Source organism: Curtobacterium sp. 314Chir4.1 (assembly GCF_900215175.1).
Taxonomy (GTDB): Bacteria; Actinomycetota; Actinomycetes; order Actinomycetales; family Microbacteriaceae; genus Curtobacterium; species Curtobacterium pusillum_A.
In genome coordinates this window covers 14353-30443 of record NZ_OCMI01000006.1, presented here as the reverse complement: position 1 = coordinate 30443, position 16091 = coordinate 14353, and the positions used below count along the sequence as shown (strand labels likewise).

Below are 16091 nucleotides of genomic sequence, written 5' to 3'. Positions count from 1 at the left end.
CGTTCAGCCGGGCGCGTCACGCCAGGGCGGCGGAGATGTACGCGAGCAGCGCCTGCCCGTACGCGTCGGCGGCCAGCGACTCGGTGAACGCCCGGGTCTCGCCGGCGATCGTCGCGGTCACCGTGTACCCCGCGGTCAGGGACACGAACGCCGGGCCGAGGAGCTCGCGGAGCTGGTCCTCGCGGGGGAGCCACAACGACTCGGCGGCGTCGACCGAGTCGAGCGCCCACTCCGTCGTGCCGTTGAACCCGAGCACGGTGCCGGACGGGTAGTCGTGGCGTTCGACGGTCATCTCCGACACCGTGTAGACGTCGTCGTCGACGCCGGGCTTGTCGATGACGAACCGGTCACCGGTCGTCGGGTGCCAGCGGAGACCGGCGTCACGCAGGGCCGCGGCGAGAGCAACTGTGATCACGCGTTCCAGCCTGCCACTCGGAACCCTGCAAGCTCGCCGTACTAGCATCGCCAAGCACCCCCACGCGCGACCGCACCCGCGTTCGCGCGCGCGAACGCGACGACGCCCGGCCAACCGGTGCCGCGCCTCCAGGCCGAAGAACCGGCCACGGGGCGGGCCACCGGCCGGCGTCCCGACCGAGGCGGACGACACCCCGTCCGCCCAGAGAAGGACCCGCATGACCCTCGAACGCGAGGAACTCCGCGACGACTGGACCGTGACCATGGTCGGAGGAACCGGCGCTCCGGACGGTGTCGCCGGGCGCACGATCCCGGCGACCGTGCCGGGACAGGTGCACACCGACCTGGAACGCGAGGGACTGCTGGCCGACCCGACGTTCGACCGCAACGAGGACGCCGGCAAGTGGGTCGGCCGCGCGGACTGGTCGTACCGGCGGACGGTCGACGTCGACCCGAAGGGCTTCGAACGCGTCGACCTGGTGTGCGACGGACTCGACACCGTGGCGGAGCTCAGTCTCGACGGTGTCGTCGTGGGCACCACCCGCAACATGCACCGGCGCTACCGCTTCGACGCACGCGACCAGACCGGCGGGGTCGGCCGCGGCAGCAAGACGCTCGAGGTCCTGTTCGAGTCGCCCTACCGCGAAGCCGGTCGGGTGGCGGCGAAGGCCGGCAGCATGCCCGGACCGTACGACGAGCCGTTCCCGTACATCCGGAAGATGGCGTCGAACTTCGGCTGGGACTGGGGCCTGACCGCGGTGACGAGCGGACCGTGGCGACCGATCGCGATCGAGCGCTGGTCGACGGCGCGGCTGCGGGAGGTCCGGCCGCTGGTGGACGTCGAGGCGGGCGAGGGCGTGCTCGACGCGCACCTCACCGTCGAGCGCTCGGGGTTGAACGACCTCGACCAGGACGGCGAGGACGACGACCTCGTGCTCGTCGTGACGGTGAGCGGCGAGACCGCCGAGGGGACGGCGACGCGACAGCGTTCCCGTGCACAGTTGACGCCGAAGGACGACGAGACCGTGGTCACCGTCCGCGTGCCCGACGTGCAGCGGTGGTGGCCGCGCGGGTACGGTCAGCAGGCGCTGTACGACGTGGTCGTCGAGCTGCAGACCGTCGACGGCGAGGTCCTCGACCGGTCGACGTTCCGCACCGGCTTCCGGTCGACCCGCATCGACACGGCCTCGGACGAGATCGGCAAGCCGTTCAACGTGCACGTCAACGGGACGCTCATCGACGTGCGTGGCGTGAACTGGATCCCGGACGACGTCATCGTGTCCCGCGTCGACCGCGCGCGGGTCGCGGGACGGCTGCGGGCAGCCGTCGACCTCAACGTCAACCTCGTGCGGGTCTGGGGCGGCGGCGTCTACGAGTCGAACGACTTCTACGAGGTCTGCGACGAACTCGGGCTGCTCGTCTGGCAGGACTTCCCGTTCGCCTGCGCCGCCTACCCCGAGGGCGAGCCGATCCGCAGCGAGGTCATCGCCGAGGCTCGGGACAACGTCGCACGCCTGTCCCGCCACCCGTCGCTCGTGGTCTGGAACGGCAACAACGAGAACATCTGGCTGCACGGCGTCGACAACTGGGGCGACGAGCTCGGGGACCGCGGCTGGGGGCTCGACTACTACCTCGACCTCCTGCCGACGATCGTCGACGCCGTGGACCCGTCCCGCTTCTACACGGTCGCGTCGCCGTGGTCCGGAGACGAGTCGCTGTTCGCGAACGACGTCGACCACGAGACGCACCACTCGTGGGACGTCTGGAACCGCCTGTCCGACGACCACTACCGTGACTCCGTCCCGCGGTTCGTGTCCGAGTTCGGGTGGCAGGCGCCGCCCGCCTGGCGCACGCTGCGCGACGCCGTGCGTGACGCACCCCTCGCCGTGGACTCGCCCGGTGTCGTCCACCACCAGAAGGCGGCGGACGGCATGGGGAAGCTCGCGCGGGGCATCGCGCCGCGGTTCGGCTCCGTGGATCCGACCTCGTTCGACGCGTGGCACTACCTGACCCAGCTGCAGCAGGCACGCGCGATCGCGACGGGCGTCGAGCACTGGCGGACGCACTGGCCCCGCAACACCGGGGTCGTGGTCTGGCAGCTCAACGACCTGTGGCCCGTGTCCTCGTGGTCGGCGATCGACTCCGCGGGGCGGCTGAAGCCGCTGGCGCACGAGCTGCGCCGGCTCTACGACGACGTGCTGCTGACGATCCGGCCGGTCACGTCGTTCTCGGCGTCGGTTTCCCGGACTGGAGGAACGGATCGCCCCGCGTCGTCGGCCTCCGAGAACGAGACGGTCGGGTCCGGTGATCTGTCGGACACGCTGTCCCTCGAGGTGCCGGGGGCCGAGCCCCTCGGGGTGTCGCCCGGTGCGTTCGGGAACGCGCCGATCGAGGTCGCGGTCCGCTCCACCCGTCCCGGCCTGGACAGCGTGGTGCGCGTGCGGCGGATCTCCCTGTCCGGCAGCGTGCTCGCCGAGGTCACGCTCCCCGTCCACCTCTCGGCCGCCGGGGTCGCCGTGGTGTCCCTGCCCGAGTCCGTCGGCGTGGTGGACGACCCGACCAACGAGCTCGTCGTGGCGGACATGGACTGGCGCCGTGCGGTGTGGACGCCGGCACCGGACAAGGACATGCACTGGCAGCCGGCGCGGTACCGGACGTCGTTCGAGCCGGTGGGCGACGACGGGGTCGAACTCGTCGTCGAGGCCGACTCGCTCGTCCGGGACCTGCTCCTCCAGCCGGACCGCGTCTCGCCGGAGGGCACCGTCGACCGCGGGTTCATGACCCTGCTGCCGGGGGAGCGGGTCTCGTTCCGGCTGCACGGCGTGACCGCGGCCGACGTCCCCGCGCTGGTCGAGGCGCCGACACTCCTCACCCTGGACCGCATTCTCGGGCATTGATGTCCAGAACACCAGAGTGATATATTGACTGCAGTGCCGCTCCACGTCGTGACCCGAACGACGGCGGCACCCGGTCGGTGTCCCGTCCGGAGGTCGACCCGGAGGGTTCCCGATGTCACTCACGCTGCGCACACCCGCGGTCGGTGTTCCCGGCACCGGACGAGTGGTCCGTCGTCGGTCCGACGCGGTGGGGCTGGCCGGGCTCGACCTCGGGCTGCTGCTCGTCGCGTTCGCGGTCGCGCACCTCGTCCGGTTCCCGGGCGAGCTGCCCGCCGGGACGATCGGCGCCGGGTGGATCGAGTTCGTGGTCGCCCCCGTGCTGATCGCGTCGTGGATGGCGCTGCTGGCGGCCTTCCGGACGCGTGATCCGCGCATCGTCGGCGTCGGGGGTGACGAGTACCGCCGCGTCGTCACGGCGAGCCTCGTGGCCGTGGCCTCGACCGCTGCCGTCGCCTACGCGCTCCAGGTCGACCTCGCGCGGGGCTACGTCGCCATCGCGTTCCCGGTCGGGCTGCTGCTGCTCGCGCTCGGCCGGAAGGGTGTCCGCGGGTCCCTCGCACGCCGCCGAGCCCGGGGTGAGCGGTTGCAGGACGTCCTGCTCGTCGGGGACCTGGACGACGTCCGCTACGTCGGTCGTCGGATCGCGGCGACGCCGTCGGCCGGGTACCGCGTGCGTGCCGTCATCACGGACTGTGCGGCGCGCGGGTCGGTCGTCGACCTCGGGGTCGTGAGTGCGCCCGTGCTCGACGGTGTCGATGCCGTGCTCGACCGCGCTCGATCGGAGGGCGTCTCGGCGGTCGTCGTCGCCGGGGCTGTCGCGGGTGGGCACGAACGACTCCGGCGGCTCGGCTGGCAACTCGAGGCGCAGGGCGTCGAGCTGGTGGTGTCCTCGCCACTCGCCGACATCGCCGCCGGACGCGTGCACGAGCGACCCGTCGACGGCCTGCCACTCATGCACGTCGAGACGCCGGACTACAGCCGCCGACTGGGCAAGCGGGCGCTCGACGTCATCGGCGCCGGCATCGGTCTGCTGCTCCTCGCACCGGTGTTCGCCCTCCTGGCGCTCGTCATCCGCGCGGACGACCGCGGGCCGGTGTTCTTCCGACAGACCAGGGTCGGTCGCGGTGGCCGGGAGTTCTCGATCCTCAAGTTCCGGACGATGTGCGTCGACGCCGAAGCCCGGATGGCAGCGCTCGCGCAGTCGAACGAGGGCGCGGGGCCGCTCTTCAAGATGAAGGACGACCCGCGGGTGACCCGGGTGGGCAGCTTCCTGCGCCGGACCTCGCTCGACGAACTCCCGCAGCTGTGGAACGTGCTGACCGGGTCGATGAGCCTCGTCGGGCCGCGCCCGGCACTGCCCCGAGAGGTCGCCCTGTACGAGGACTTCGCCGACCGACGTCTCCTGGTGACCCCGGGCATCACGGGACTGTGGCAGGTCAGCGGTCGCTCCGACCTCGACTGGGCCGATGGCGTGCGGCTCGACCTGCACTACGTCGAGAACTGGTCCTTCGTGCACGACGTGGTGATCCTGGCCCGGACGATCCCGTCCGTGCTGCGCTCCCGCGGTGCGTACTGATCCGGGCCAGATCAGCGCGCTGTCTGTGCGAACGGTGTCCGTTCGTGGGACCGGCCTGGGATTCCGGGGCCGTGCGAGTTACGATGGGGAGACCACGGACTTCCGCCGCACGTGTCGACGACGACACGAGGACGGCGACCAGTTCCAGATCAAGGAGTCATGATGCTCGGAAACCTCGGCGGCGTACACCTGCTGATCATCCTCGGGATCGTCATCCTGCTGTTCGGTGCGACCAAGCTCCCGGCACTCGCCAAGGGCCTCGGCCAGTCGATCAACATCTTCAAGAAGGAGATGGGCGACGACGACAAGAAGGCCAAGGGCACCGACAACGGTGTGCAGAACAGCACTGTTGCTGAGCCCGCGGCGCCCGTCGCGCAGCCGGTCGTCAACCCCGGCCCGTCGGTCCAGCCGAACACGGACCACCGCAACTAGGACCCAGCCCCGTCCTGTCGGCAGCCCCCGCGACCCTCTCGGTCGCGGGGGCTTCGTCGTGCGCGGAGCGCAGGCGTGCCCAGTGTGCGAGGTGCCGACGAGTGTGGGAGGTCGCGAGCCTCGCACGGTCGACGAGACCTCGCACGGTGCGAGGCGGTGCGAGGCGGTGCGAGGTGGTGCGAGGGCGCGCGAGCGGGTGGAGGATGAGCACGTGTCCACTGCCCACGCCACCGCGCCGCTCCGTGACGACCGACGCGTCGTCCTGGTCGTGGCGATCCTGTCGTCGTTCGTGGTCGGGCTCGACTCGAGCGTCGTGAACGTGGCGCTCCCGGCGATCCGTGACGAACTGGGCGGGGGACTCGTGGTCCAGCAGTGGACGGTCGACGCGTACCTGATCACGCTGGGGTCGCTGATCCTGGTCGCCGGGAGCCTCTCGGACCTGTTCGGCCGGGTGCGGATCATCACGTGGGGGCTCGTGGTCTTCGGCATCGCCTCTGTCGCCTGCGCGATCGCCCCGTCCGGTGAGGTGCTCGTCGTCGCGCGGGCGTTCCAGGGAGTGGGCGGAGCGCTGGTGACCCCGAGCGCCCTCGCGCTCATCGTGGCCGCGTTCCGCGGTGCGGCGCAGGCGAAGGCGATCGGTACGTGGACCGCGTGGTCGAGCGCCGCGACGATCCTCGGGCCGGTGGTCGGCGGGTTCGTCGTGGACGGCATCGGGTGGCGCTGGATCTTCGTCCTGACCGCGGTGCCGATCGCGGTGACGATCCCGTTGGTGCGGCGGATCTCGGCCGACGTGCGGGCCGGGCACCGGGCTCGGGTCGACGTCGTCGGTGCGGTGCTGGCCGTCCTCGGGGTCGGCGGCGTGGTCCTCGGGTTGATCGAGCAGGAGCGGCTCGGGTGGGGTGCGCCGATCGTCGTGGCCGCACTGGTCGTCGGTGGCGCGGCGCTCGCGGCGTTCGTGCCGTGGGAGCTCCGGGTGACCCGGACGTCGGGTGCGCCGCTCGTGCCGCTCGAGCTCTTCCGCGCGCGGAACTTCGCGGTCGGCAACCTCGCGACGCTGTCGATCTACGGCGCGCTCGGCATGGTCTTCTTCGTGGTGACGCTCTTCCTGCAGGAGGTCTGGCGCTTCCCGGCCTGGCTCGCCGGACTCGCGACGCTGCCCCCGACCGTGATGCTCCTGCTCCTCTCGACGACCGTCGGGGCCTTCGCCGGCCGGTGGGGTCCGCGGTGGTTCATGGCGGCCGGTCCGGCGATCGCGGCGCTGGGCGCGCTCGTGCTCCTGCTCGCCGGCGACGACCCGCACGCGTACTGGTGGTCGGTGCTCCCCGGCCTCGTGTTGATCGGTGCCGGGATCGCCCTCATGGTGACGCCCCTGACGAGTGCCGTCCTGGGGTCGGTGCCGCAGTCCGAGGCGGGCGTCGGGTCGGCGGTGAACAACGCGATCGCCAGGATCGCAGGACTCGTGATGGTGGCCCTGGCGGGCATCGTGCTGGGCGGGGCCGTGAGTGTCGAGGGACTCCATCGGGCGATGGTCGCGATCGCGGTGCTCCTCGTGGCGGGTGCGATCGTGAGCGCCGTCGGCATCCGGAACCCGCGGTCGGAATACCGCGCTGCCAACTGAAGTTGAGTGGAGTAGACTCAACTACACGAACACCGTGACGAAAGGACGGAACGCATGGCGAACCTCCAGGGTGCTCCTGACTCGCAAGAGCGACAGAAGACCGCCCTCGAGCAGTACGGCGTCGACCTCACGGCGATCGCCCGGAGCGGCAAGCTCGACCCGGTGATCGGCCGCGACGCCGAGATCCGGCGCGTCAGCCAGGTGCTGACCCGCCGCACCAAGAACAACCCCGTGCTCATCGGGGAACCCGGCGTCGGCAAGACCGCCGTCGTCGAAGGCCTCGCGCAGCGCATCGTCGCGGGCGACGTCGCCGACTCCCTCAAGGACAAGCGACTCGTGTCGCTCGACATCTCCGCCCTCATCGCCGGCGCGAAGTACCGCGGCGAGTTCGAGGAGCGGCTCAAGGCCGTGCTCAAGGAGATCAACGACTCCGACGGGCAGGTCATCACGTTCATCGACGAGCTGCACACCCTCATGGGCGCCGGCGGCGGCGAGGGTTCCGTCGCTGCGTCCAACATGCTCAAGCCGATGCTGGCCCGCGGCGAACTGCGGCTCATCGGCGCGACGACCCTCGACGAGTACCGCGAGTACATCGAGAAGGACGCCGCGCTCGAGCGCCGCTTCCAACAGGTCTACGTCGGGGAGCCCAGCGTCGAGGATGCCGTGGCGATCCTCCGCGGGCTCAAGGAGCGGTACGAGGCGCACCACAAGGTGTCGATCAACGACTCCGCCCTCGTGGCTGCGGCGAGCCTGTCGAACCGGTACATCTCCGGACGGCAGCTTCCGGACAAGGCGATCGACCTCATCGACGAGGCAGCGAGCCGGCTCCGCATGGAGATCGACTCCAGCCCGGTCGAGATCGACGAACTGAAGCGGAACGTCGACCGGCTGCGCGTCGAGGAGTTCGCGCTGAAGCAGGAGAAGGACGACGCCTCGAAGGCCCGCCTCGAGACCCTGCGGAACGAGCTGCACACGCGTGAGGAACGCCTCGCCGCCCTCGAGCAGCGCTGGCAGGCCGAGCGCGCGAGCCTCAACCGGATCGGTGAGCTCAAGCAGCAGCTCGACGACCTCAACATGCGCAGCCAGCGGGCCCAGCGCGAAGCCGACTACGCCACCGTGTCGCGGCTCGAGTACGCCGAGAAGCCGCGCATCGAGGCGGAGCTCGCCGCTGCCGAGCAGGCCGAGTCCGCCGACCGGATGGTCAACGACAGCGTCACCGACGAGGACATCGCCGCCGTGATCGCGCAGTGGACGGGCATCCCGCTCGGGCGCCTGCTGCAGGGTGAGACCGAGAAGCTCCTGCACCTCGAGAACGAGCTGGGCCGCCGGATCATCGGGCAGCGCTCCGCCGTGAGCACCGTGTCCGAGGCCGTCCGCCGCACCCGCGCGGGCATCTCCGACCCGGACCGTCCGACGGGCTCCTTCCTGTTCCTCGGCCCCACCGGAGTCGGCAAGACCGAGCTGGCCAAGGCGCTCGCCGAGTTCCTGTTCGACGACGAGAAGGCCCTCGTCCGCATCGACATGAGCGAGTACGGCGAGAAGCACTCCGTCGCGCGGCTCATCGGCGCCCCGCCCGGGTACGTCGGGTACGAGGCCGGCGGGCAGCTCACCGAGACCGTCCGGCGGCGCCCGTACTCCGTGGTGCTCCTCGACGAGATCGAGAAGGCGCACCCCGAGGTGTTCGACGTGCTGCTGCAGGTCCTCGACGACGGTCGTCTGACCGACGGGCAGGGCCGGACGGTGGACTTCCGGAACACGATCCTCATCCTGACGTCGAACCTCGGTTCGCAGTTCATGACGGACCAGTCGCTCACCGACGTGCAGCGCGACGAGGCGGTCCGGGAGCTCGTGCAGCAGGCCTTCCGCCCCGAGTTCATCAACCGGCTCGACGACATCGTCGTGTTCCAGGCGCTCACCGAGGACGACCTCGGCCAGATCGTCTCGCTGTACGTCGACCGGCTCGCGCGCCGGCTGACGGACCGCCGGCTCGAGCTCGCGGTCACCCCGGACGCCCGGGCCTGGCTCGCCGAGCGCGGGTACGACCCGGTGTACGGCGCGCGGCCGCTCCGCCGGCTCATGCAGCGACAGATCGACGACCGCCTCGCGCGGGCGATCCTGTCGGGTGACGTCCGCGACGGCGACACGGTCCGTGTCGACGTCGCCGCAGGCGGCGACGAGCTGACGGTCGAGCCCTTCGAACTGGCGGAGATCGTCGAGGAGTAAGCGGACGCACTGAACGCACCAGCCTGGAGGCCCGGTGCCGGTCCCTGGGACCGGCACCGGGCCTCCAGGCATAGCGTCCACTGCATGCCTGAGATCCGCGCGATCCGTCGCCTCACCGACGCCGTCGAACACGCGAGCGTGCTCGACAAGGCCGTCGACATCGACCGCTCCGTCGTCCGCGCCCTCGCGAAGCCGAAGGCGCTCCGCCAGCTGCTGCACGGGGTCCCGTTCGGACACCCGTTGCACCCGCTCATGGTGCAGGTCCCGCTCGGCGCGTGGATCTCCGCCGCGGTCCTCGACCTGATCGGCGGGAAGGGGAACGCGAAGGCCGCGAAGACCCTCGTCGGCGTCGGGCTCGTGTCCTCCGGCAGCGCGAGCGTGGCCGGGTACGTCGACTGGTCCGAGCTGGACCGCGAACAGCTGCGGACGGGGTGGGTGCACCAGGCCGTGAACTGGGCGGGCATCTCGCTGTACGGGCTGTCCTGGATGCAGCGGAAGCACGGGAACCACGGAGCCGGCAAGCTCCTCGGGTTCGCCGGACTCGCGGTCGTCGGCGTCGGTGGGTACCTCGGCGGGCACCTGGCCTACCGGCAGCGTGCCGGTGTGAGCCGTGACGGCGAGGTCCCGTTCGACGCCTGAGTCGCCGCGGTGGCGGTGCGCTCGGTTACGGTGACGAAACACCCGGGCGCGAAGACTCGGGGGCATGGACCACCTCAGCACCGACACCGTCCCCCTGACCGTCGTCCCCGGCCCCGGAGGCGCCGAATTCGTCATCCGCATCGACGAGCAGGCGGGGGTGGTCCATGTCGACCCAGCCGTCTCATAGAAGCGTCGTATGTAGTACATGTATGCGAGTTCTCGTGGTGGACGATGAGATCGCCCTCGCCGACCTCGTCGCGAAGGGCCTCACCCGACAGGACATGGCGGTGGACGTCGCCTACCGCGGCGACCACGCCGACGAGCTGCTCACGGTGAACGACTACGACGTCGTCGTGCTCGACCGGGACATCCCGGGGGTGCACGGGGACGAGGTCGCCCGGCGGCTCGCCGCCCGTGGCAGCCTGACCCGGATCATCATGCTCACGGCCGCGACCAGCCTGACCGACCGGGTGAACGGCCTCGAGCTCGGGGCCGACGACTACCTGGCGAAGCCGTTCGAGTACCCGGAACTCGTCGCACGCGTCCGTGCACTCGGCCGGCGCAGTGTCGCCCCGGTCGCCCCCGTCCTCGAGCGTGCCGGGCTGCTCGTGGACACCAACCGACGCATGGCCACGCGTGACGGCCGACCGCTCGACCTCACGTCGAAGGAGCTCGGCGTCCTCGAGACCCTCCTCCGGGCCGACGGGCGCATCGTGTCCGCCGAAGAACTGCTCGAGAAGGTGTGGGACATGAACATCGACCCGTTCACCGCTGCGGTGCGGGTCACGATGTCGAAGCTCCGCAAGAAGCTCGGCGAACCCGACCCGATCCGGACGGTGCCGGGCAAGGGCTACGCGCTGTGAGGCGGGTGGGGCGGACCTGGAGCATCCGCACCCGGACCGCCCTGGTGTTCGCGCTCGCGGCGATGGCGCTCGCCGCCGGGGTGGTCGTGTTCTCGAACCTCATGTCGCAGGCCGGGGTGAGCACGGCGTACGCGACGACGGCGCTCGCCGAGGGTGACGACACCGATCGGTGGCCCGTCGCGACCGCGTCCCCGGTCCCGACCGTGACCGAGCCGGACGCAGCGGGCACGGCCATCCCGTCCACGATGTCGGTCGTGCGGCTCGTGGCCGTGCAGCAGTGGCAGTGGTCCGCGGTCGGGATCGCCGGCGCCGGCATCCTCGCCGGGGGCCTGGGCTGGTTCGTCAGCCGACGCATGCTCCGGCCGATCGACCGGATCACGGCGACGGCGAACCGGATCACGGCGTCGAACCTGCACGAACGCATCGCCCTCGACGGGCCCGACGACGAACTCCGGCGACTGTCCGGGACGGTCGACGACCTGCTCGACCGGCTGGAGACCGCCTTCGAGAGTCAGCGCCGGTTCGTCGCGCAGGCCTCCCACGAGCTCCGGACACCGCTCGCCGTCCAGCGTGCCGCGATGCAGATCGGATTGCACGACGGCGCCGACACCGAGGACGTCCGTGCGATCCGCGACGAACTCCTCGAGCAGAACCGGCGCACCGAACACCTCGTCGAGTCGCTCCTCGTGTTGGCCGAGGCGGATCGGGGTCTTGCCGGCGACGAGCAGGAGATCGACGTCGCGGAGCTCGCCGACGAGGTCGTCGCGGGAGCTGCCGGGAGTGCCCACGAGGCGGGCGTGACGCTCGTCCACGCGCGCTGCACCGCGCCTCCAGGCCGTCAGCACGTCACCGGTGAGCCGACGCTCGTGCGCCAGCTGCTCGTGAACCTCGTCGGCAACGCCATCGAGTACAACGAACCCGACGGGTTCGTGCGCGTGACCACGCGCGGTGACGGCTTCGTCGTGGAGAACTCCGGACCCGTCGTGCCGGCGGAGGTCGCCCCGCTGCTCGTCGAGCCGTTCCGACGCTGCCCGTCGTCGTCCGGTGGCCGGCACAGCGGCCTCGGGCTGTCGATCGTGGCGTCGATCGTGCAGGCGCACGGGTGGCGGCTGGACGTGTCCGCACGGGCCGACGGCGGCCTGCGCATCGACGTTTCGTCGGTGTAACCCGGCGGGTACACGGGCCGAAACAGGCGGTCCGGTGTGCTGGTCCCATGAAGCACACCACACGAAGTCGGCGCACCGTCCTGGCCGCCGCCGCGCTCCTCTGCGCGCTGCCCCTCGCCCTGTCGGCGTGCTCGTCGGCATCGGAGGCGTCCTCGGCGAAGGACGCCACCGCCGGCGTCGGTGCGAAGTGGGGCGCCTGCATGCGGGATGCGGGGTTCGAGGTCGAGGACCCGGACGACGCGATGGTCGAGTCCGGCGTCATGCAATCCCCGCCCGGCGCCGCACAGGAGGAGTTCGAGCGTGCCGGTGCGCGGTGCGCGAAGGACGCCGGGGTGCAGGGGTCGAGCACGGCCGACCAGCAGGAGTGGGAGCGGGAGAGCGCGAACGTCGCCTCGTGCATCCGCGAGAACGGGTACGAGGACCTCCCAGTTCAGCGACCCGGTGTGCTCGACGTCGCCGGCTACCCGCGCGCTCAGGAGGCGGCCTTCCAGAAGCTGCTCCAGGAGTGCAACGCCGCATTCGCACCCGGCACCACGACCCAGAACGTCGGCTGAGCCGCTCACCACCAGGAGGAATCACGATGAAGAAGACCACCACCGAGACCACCCGCCGCACCCGCTCGCTCGTGGCCGTCGCAGCGGCCGTCGCGCTGCTGCCCGGGCTGCTCGCCGCGTGCTCGAGCGGCACGCCGAAGGCCGAGGACACGTCCGGTCCGAAGTCCGGAGCAGGGGCCTCGCTGTCGGCGTGCATGCGTGGGAAGGGGTACGAGATGCCCGACCCGAAGCCGAACCAGACGCAACAGCTCGCTGCGCCCGACGGCGTGGACCTGGACCAGTGGCGTGCGGACTTCGACAAGTGCATGGGCGACAGCGCGGGTGCCGGCGACGTGAAGCCGGCGAAGCCGATGCAGGGGATGGAGGAGAAGGCCGGCGAGGTCTCCAAGTGCATCCGCGACGGTGGCTTCTCGGACTACCCGGACGACCAGACCGCGCAGTCGAAGTACCGAGCCGACGACCAGGACGCGTTCGAGGACGTCGCGCAGCGGTGCAGCGAGAAGGCCTGGGGCAACGGCGGAACGGTCGTGGAGAAGTGACCACCTGGACCCGGAAGCGGGCGACGGTCGCGGGGGTCTGCCTGGTGGTGGCGCTCGCAGCGGGAGCGGGTACCTGGGCGATCGTCGATCCGGCGATGCAGGCGTCGGCGTCGTCCTCGTCGTCCTCGTCTGACGGAAATGGTGCCGGCGGGGCTCGCGGCCGCTACACGGGCCCGACCGCGACCGTCGACAAGGGCGACCTGACCGACTCGAAGGTTTTCGCCGGCACGCTCGGCTACGGCACCGCGAGCGGCGTCCCCGGAGCAGCACAGGGCACCCTGACGTGGCTGCCGAAGCCCGGGCAGGTCATCCGGAGCGACGAGTTCCTCTACGCCGTCGACGAGCGCGGGGTCCGGGCGATGCACGGGTCCGTGCCACTCTGGCGGTCGCTCGAGCGCGGGCTGAAGGGCACCGACGTGCGCCAGCTCAACCAGAACCTCGCTGCCCTCGGGTACGACGTCTCGGTCGACGACACGTTCGGGCCGCGGACCCAGCGCGCCGTCAAGCGGTGGCAGAAGGACCGCGGGCACAAGGTCACCGGCGTCATCACGAGCGCGGACATCGCGTTCGTCGACGGCGACGTCCGGGTGGCGTCGGTCACCGGCAAGCTCGGGCAGCCGGCGGGCGGTGACGTCCTCACGGTGACGAGCACGAAGCGGATCGTGACCGCGACGGTGTCCCAGCGCGATGCCGAGCGACTGGCGGTGGGCACGAAGGTGCGGGTCCGCATCAACGGCACCGGCGACGCGATGCCCGGCGAGGTCACCGACCTGCAGCCGAGCGCGAGTCAGGACGGCAGTTCGAAGGTCGACGTCTCGGTGTCCTTCGACGCGGGGAACCGGCAGCTGCCCGCAGCGGCGTCGGCCCAGATCGACGCCGAGGGCACCACCGAGAAGGGTGTGCTGTCCGTGCCGATCGCGGCGTTGGTCGCTGGTGACGGTGGGAAGTACAGCGTCGACGTGGTGCAGCGGGACGGGACGACGAAGCGTGTCCGGGTGACGCCCGGGTTCATCGCGGACGGTCGGATCGCGATCACGGGTGGCGTCTCCGAGGGTGACAAGGTCGTGGTGCCGGGATGACCGGGCTGGCTGATGCCGGGTCGGTGTCGACCTCCGTCCTGCAGCTCCGGGACGTCACGAAGACGTACGGCGACGTCGGTGCGCTGCGCGGGGTGACGCTCGACGTCGCGCCCGGGGAGCTGCTGGCGGTGGTCGGGCCGTCCGGGTCGGGCAAGTCGACGATGCTCAACATCATCGGCACGCTCGACCGCCCGACCTCGGGCACCGTCACGATCGCCGGCAACGACGTCGACGCGATGTCCGACAACGACCTGTCGCAGCTGCGCGCGGACCACGTCGGCTTCGTGTTCCAGCACTTCCACCTGCAGGCCGGTGCCACCGCGGCGGAGAACGTCGCGGACGGCCTGCTCTACGCGGGGACCGGGCGTCGTGAACGGCACCGGCGTGCCGTCGCAGCGCTCGAGCGGGTCGGCCTCGGCGGGCGCGTCGACCACCGGCCGAACCAACTGTCCGGTGGCGAGAAGCAGCGTGTGGCGATCGCGCGGGCGATCGTCGGCGACCCGACGATCCTGCTCGCCGACGAGCCGACCGGGGCACTGGACTCCGCTTCGGGCGCTGCGATCCTCGACCTGCTCCGCGAACTGAACCAGAGCGGGACGACCGTCCTGGTCATCACGCACGACCTCGCGCTCGCCGCGTCGCTGCCGCGTCGGGTCCGGATGCGGGACGGTGTCGTGGAGGACGACTCGACCACGTCCGGCAGCGACGGCGACGTCGACGCCGCTTCGCTCGCGCTCGCGATCCGGGGTGCACGGTGACCGGCCGGGGGCGAGTCGGTCCCGCCGACCTGCTCCGGCTCGGCGTCTTCGGGCTCCGGACCCGTCCGGGCCGCGTCGTCCTGTCCGCGCTCGGGATCGCGATCGGCATCGCCGCGATGATCGCTGTCGTCGGCATCTCGTCGTCGAGCAAGGCGAAGGTCGACCAGGTGCTCGACGCCCTCGGCACGAACGTGCTCACGGCAACGCAGCCGCAGGCGATCATGGATCCGGAGCCCTTGCCCTCGACGGCGCTCGAGTCGGTGCTCCGGCAGGACGCCGTGCAGCGTGCTGCCGCGGTCGGGACCGTGTCGGACGCCGCGGTGTACCGGAACGAGTTCGTGCCGACGCCGGAGACGAAGGGCATCGGCGTGATGGCCGCGTGGGGCGACGTCCCGAAGGTGCTCGGCGGCAAGCTCACGTCCGGTCGGTGGCTGGACTCGTCCGCGGATGCGCCGCCCCAGGTCGTCCTCGGCGCGGACGCCGCCGAGGCCCTGGGCATCGACCGGGTCCGCCCGGACTCCCGCGTGTGGATGGGTGGCCAGTGGGTGCAGGTCGTCGGGATCCTCGGCAGGATCCAGCTCGCCGACGACCTCGACAACCAGGTGTTCGTGCCCCGCGGACTCGCGGCCGACCTCGGCTTCGACGGAGCACCGACCGCGGTCTACACGCGTGTGGACCCGTCGCGGGTCGAGGAGTCGCGGGACGTCCTGGCCGGCGCGATCCGGCCGGGTTCGCCGCAGGACGTCGGTGTCACCCGACCGTCGGACGCACTCGCCGCGAAGGACGCCACGGACGAGTCCTTCACGGGGCTGCTCGTCGGCATCGGCGGGGTGGCACTGCTCGTCGGTGGCATCGGCGTCGCGAACACGATGGTGATCACGGTGCTCGAACGGCGGGCGGAGGTCGGGGTGCGTCGCGCGCTCGGTGCCCGGCGGCGGAACATCCGTGATCAGTTCCTGGTCGAGTCGCTGCTGTTGTCGTTCCTCGGTGGGGTGGCCGGGGTGGTGATCGGACTCGGTGTGACGATCGTGTTCGCACTCGGGCAGGGGTGGCCGGTCGCGATCCCCGTCTGGGCCGTGGCCGGAGGCCTCGGCGCGACCGTCGTGATCGGTGGCGTGTCCGGGCTGTACCCGGCGGCGCGCGCAGCGCGCATCCCGCCGACGTCGGCGCTGGCCGCCGTGTAGGTGCGCGCCGTGGCGACGACTGCGCGCGGTGGAGCGTGCGCAGTCGTCGTTGCGGTGCGCAGGCGCAGTGGGGGTGACCGCCGGGGCCCCGCCGCCGGTTCCGGCGTGACGCGCCAGCGGCACGGCGGCCGTGCCGGTGGGGAGAGGCG

15 protein-coding genes are annotated in these 16091 nt (G+C 71.3%); 14 read left to right on the top strand and 1 reads right to left on the bottom strand.

Going from position 1 to position 16091, the window contains the following annotated elements:
* Nucleotides 1–16 precede the first annotated feature (16 nt).
* Nucleotides 17–415 (bottom strand): pilus assembly protein CpaE, encoded by a 399-nt coding sequence (locus CRP27_RS17045; protein WP_097181936.1) that lies wholly within the window; start codon nucleotides 413–415, stop codon nucleotides 17–19.
* Nucleotides 416–632: 217 nt separating this feature from the next.
* Here CRP27_RS17045 and CRP27_RS17040 point away from each other — a divergent pair, with 217 nt between their 5' ends.
* The 14 genes from CRP27_RS17040 to CRP27_RS16990 all read left to right on the top strand — a co-directional run bounded on the left by CRP27_RS17040 (nucleotide 633) and on the right by CRP27_RS16990 (nucleotide 15942).
* Nucleotides 633–3311, top strand: a complete 2679-nt coding sequence (locus tag CRP27_RS17040) for a glycoside hydrolase family 2 protein (protein WP_141399808.1) — start codon at nucleotides 633–635, stop codon at nucleotides 3309–3311.
* 112 nt (nucleotides 3312–3423) lie between these two features.
* Nucleotides 3424–4887, top strand: coding sequence for a sugar transferase (locus CRP27_RS17035; protein ID WP_097181807.1), 1464 nt, complete (start codon nucleotides 3424–3426; stop codon nucleotides 4885–4887).
* A gap of 162 nt (nucleotides 4888–5049) precedes the next feature.
* Nucleotides 5050–5319, top strand: coding sequence for a twin-arginine translocase TatA/TatE family subunit (tatA, locus tag CRP27_RS17030; RefSeq protein ID WP_097181935.1), 270 nt, complete (start codon nucleotides 5050–5052; stop codon nucleotides 5317–5319).
* A gap of 211 nt (nucleotides 5320–5530) precedes the next feature.
* On the top strand, nucleotides 5531–6937 hold the full coding sequence (locus CRP27_RS17025) for an MFS transporter (RefSeq protein ID WP_097181806.1): 1407 nt from the start codon (nucleotides 5531–5533) through the stop codon (nucleotides 6935–6937).
* A 54-nt stretch (nucleotides 6938–6991) separates the two neighbouring features.
* A complete protein-coding gene (locus CRP27_RS17020; RefSeq protein WP_097181805.1) occupies nucleotides 6992–9160 on the top strand; it encodes an ATP-dependent Clp protease ATP-binding subunit in 2169 nt (722 codons plus the stop codon).
* A gap of 84 nt (nucleotides 9161–9244) precedes the next feature.
* Nucleotides 9245–9799 (top strand): DUF2231 domain-containing protein, encoded by a 555-nt coding sequence (locus CRP27_RS17015; RefSeq protein ID WP_079238048.1) that lies wholly within the window; start codon nucleotides 9245–9247, stop codon nucleotides 9797–9799.
* Nucleotides 9800–9863: 64 nt separating this feature from the next.
* A complete protein-coding gene (locus CRP27_RS18570; protein ID WP_255257643.1) occupies nucleotides 9864–9986 on the top strand; it encodes a hypothetical protein in 123 nt (40 codons plus the stop codon).
* Between the two features lie 22 nt (nucleotides 9987–10008).
* A complete protein-coding gene (locus tag CRP27_RS17010) occupies nucleotides 10009–10662 on the top strand; it encodes a response regulator transcription factor (RefSeq protein ID WP_097181804.1) in 654 nt (217 codons plus the stop codon).
* Between the two features lie 5 nt (nucleotides 10663–10667).
* The gene (locus tag CRP27_RS17005; RefSeq protein ID WP_097181803.1) at nucleotides 10668–11828 is read left to right on the top strand and encodes a HAMP domain-containing sensor histidine kinase; all 1161 of its coding nucleotides are present in this window, start codon (nucleotides 10668–10670) and stop codon (nucleotides 11826–11828) included.
* A 47-nt stretch (nucleotides 11829–11875) separates the two neighbouring features.
* Complete coding sequence (locus CRP27_RS18060) at nucleotides 11876–12382, top strand: hypothetical protein (protein WP_141399806.1); 507 nt, start codon at nucleotides 11876–11878, stop codon at nucleotides 12380–12382.
* 26 nt (nucleotides 12383–12408) lie between these two features.
* A complete protein-coding gene (locus CRP27_RS18055) occupies nucleotides 12409–12921 on the top strand; it encodes a hypothetical protein (RefSeq protein WP_141399805.1) in 513 nt (170 codons plus the stop codon).
* On the top strand, nucleotides 12918–14000 hold the full coding sequence (locus CRP27_RS18050; RefSeq protein ID WP_141399804.1) for a peptidoglycan-binding protein: 1083 nt from the start codon (nucleotides 12918–12920) through the stop codon (nucleotides 13998–14000). Before CRP27_RS18055 ends, CRP27_RS18050 begins: the two co-directional genes overlap by 4 nt.
* Nucleotides 13997–14758 carry an ABC transporter ATP-binding protein gene (locus CRP27_RS16995; protein WP_097181802.1) on the top strand — a complete coding sequence of 254 codons (762 nt, stop codon included), beginning with the start codon at nucleotides 13997–13999 and terminating at the stop codon, nucleotides 14756–14758. The genes CRP27_RS18050 and CRP27_RS16995 overlap by 4 nt, the downstream gene beginning before the upstream one ends.
* Nucleotides 14755–15942 carry an ABC transporter permease gene (locus CRP27_RS16990; protein ID WP_097181801.1) on the top strand — a complete coding sequence of 396 codons (1188 nt, stop codon included), beginning with the start codon at nucleotides 14755–14757 and terminating at the stop codon, nucleotides 15940–15942. The genes CRP27_RS16995 and CRP27_RS16990 overlap by 4 nt, the downstream gene beginning before the upstream one ends.
* Nucleotides 15943–16091: the final 149 nt, after the last annotated feature.

Excerpts from the sequence above, each read along its gene's own strand:
- CRP27_RS17040 (WP_141399808.1), top strand. The coding sequence starts at position 633 with ATGACCCTCGAACGCGAGGAACTCCGCGACGACTGGACCGTGACCATG.
- CRP27_RS17035 (WP_097181807.1), top strand. The coding sequence starts at position 3,424 with ATGTCACTCACGCTGCGCACACCCGCGGTCGGTGTTCCCGGCACCGGA.
- tatA (WP_097181935.1), top strand. The coding sequence starts at position 5,050 with ATGCTCGGAAACCTCGGCGGCGTACACCTGCTGATCATCCTCGGGATC.
- CRP27_RS17020 (WP_097181805.1), top strand. The coding sequence starts at position 6,992 with ATGGCGAACCTCCAGGGTGCTCCTGACTCGCAAGAGCGACAGAAGACC.
- CRP27_RS17015 (WP_079238048.1), top strand. The coding sequence starts at position 9,245 with ATGCCTGAGATCCGCGCGATCCGTCGCCTCACCGACGCCGTCGAACAC.
- CRP27_RS18570 (WP_255257643.1), top strand. The coding sequence starts at position 9,864 with ATGGACCACCTCAGCACCGACACCGTCCCCCTGACCGTCGTCCCCGGC.
- CRP27_RS17010 (WP_097181804.1), top strand. The coding sequence starts at position 10,009 with ATGCGAGTTCTCGTGGTGGACGATGAGATCGCCCTCGCCGACCTCGTC.
- CRP27_RS18060 (WP_141399806.1), top strand. The coding sequence starts at position 11,876 with ATGAAGCACACCACACGAAGTCGGCGCACCGTCCTGGCCGCCGCCGCG.
- CRP27_RS18055 (WP_141399805.1), top strand. The coding sequence starts at position 12,409 with ATGAAGAAGACCACCACCGAGACCACCCGCCGCACCCGCTCGCTCGTG.
- CRP27_RS16995 (WP_097181802.1), top strand. The coding sequence starts at position 13,997 with ATGACCGGGCTGGCTGATGCCGGGTCGGTGTCGACCTCCGTCCTGCAG.